This window comes from uncultured Kluyvera sp. (assembly GCF_902485085.1).
Lineage (GTDB): Bacteria > Pseudomonadota > Gammaproteobacteria > Enterobacterales > Enterobacteriaceae > Kluyvera > Kluyvera ascorbata.
Genome location: NZ_CABTJS010000165.1, coordinates 1 through 1,516 on the forward strand (window position 1 = coordinate 1; position 1,516 = coordinate 1,516).

Annotated in this window: 2 protein-coding genes; both read left to right on the forward strand. The window is 54.2% G+C overall.

The window, feature by feature from the left end; translation table 11 throughout:
* Positions 1-180: F0F1 ATP synthase subunit gamma (locus RDN66_RS20130; RefSeq protein WP_308538140.1), on the forward strand; the 180-nt coding region annotated here is incomplete at its 5' end.
* 26 nt (positions 181-206) lie between these two features.
* A partial coding sequence (gene atpD / locus RDN66_RS20135; RefSeq protein ID WP_308538141.1) for a F0F1 ATP synthase subunit beta occupies positions 207-1,516 on the forward strand: 1,310 nt, incomplete at its 3' end.

Consider the following 1,516-nt stretch of genomic DNA (forward strand, 5'->3'; position numbering starts at 1 on the left):
TATCAGGGCGTGGTAGAAAACCTGGCCAGCGAGCAGGCCGCACGTATGGTGGCGATGAAAGCCGCGACCGACAATGGCGGCAGCCTGATTAAAGAGCTGCAGTTGGTATACAACAAAGCTCGACAGGCCAGCATTACTCAGGAACTCACCGAGATCGTCGGTGGTGCATCCGCGGTATAACCAGGTTAATTCGTAGAGGATTCAAGATGGCTACTGGAAAAATTGTCCAGGTAATCGGCGCCGTAGTTGACGTCGAATTCCCTCAGGATGCCGTACCGCGCGTGTACGAAGCTCTTGAGGTGCAGAATGGTAATGAAGTTCTGGTGCTGGAAGTTCAGCAGCAGCTCGGCGGCGGTATCGTACGTACCATCGCTATGGGTTCTTCCGACGGTCTGCGTCGCGGTCTGGATGTTAAAGACCTCGAGCACCCAATCGAAGTTCCGGTAGGTAAAGCAACACTGGGTCGTATCATGAACGTACTGGGTCAGCCAGTAGACATGAAAGGCGACATCGGTGAAGAAGAGCGTTGGGCTATCCACCGCGCTGCACCTTCCTACGAAGAGCTGTCTAGCTCTCAGGAACTGCTGGAAACCGGTATCAAAGTTATCGACCTGATGTGTCCTTTCGCGAAGGGCGGTAAAGTGGGTCTGTTCGGTGGTGCGGGTGTAGGTAAAACCGTAAACATGATGGAGCTGATCCGTAACATCGCGATCGAGCACTCCGGTTACTCTGTGTTTGCGGGCGTAGGTGAACGTACTCGTGAGGGTAACGACTTCTACCACGAAATGACCGACTCCAACGTTCTGGACAAAGTATCCCTTGTTTACGGCCAGATGAACGAGCCACCTGGAAACCGTCTGCGCGTTGCGCTGACCGGCCTGACGATGGCTGAGAAGTTCCGTGACGAAGGCCGTGACGTTCTGCTGTTCGTTGATAACATCTATCGTTACACCCTGGCTGGTACTGAAGTATCTGCACTGCTGGGTCGTATGCCTTCAGCGGTAGGTTATCAGCCAACGCTGGCGGAAGAGATGGGTGTTCTTCAGGAACGTATCACCTCTACCAAAACCGGTTCTATCACCTCCGTTCAGGCGGTATACGTACCTGCGGATGACTTGACTGACCCATCTCCAGCCACCACCTTTGCGCACTTAGATGCAACCGTGGTACTGAGCCGTCAGATCGCGTCTCTGGGTATCTACCCAGCCGTTGACCCGCTGGACTCCACCAGCCGTCAGCTGGATCCACTGGTTGTTGGTCAGGAACACTACGACACCGCGCGTGGCGTACAGTCCCTGCTGCAGCGTTACCAGGAACTGAAAGACATCATCGCCATCCTGGGTATGGATGAACTGTCTGAAGAAGACAAACTGGTGGTAGCACGTGCGCGTAAGATCCAGCGCTTCCTGTCCCAGCCGTTCTTCGTTGCGGAAGTATTCACCGGTTCTCCGGGTAAATACGTTTCCCTGAAAGACACCATCCGTGGCTTTAAAGGCATCATGGAAGGCGAATACGA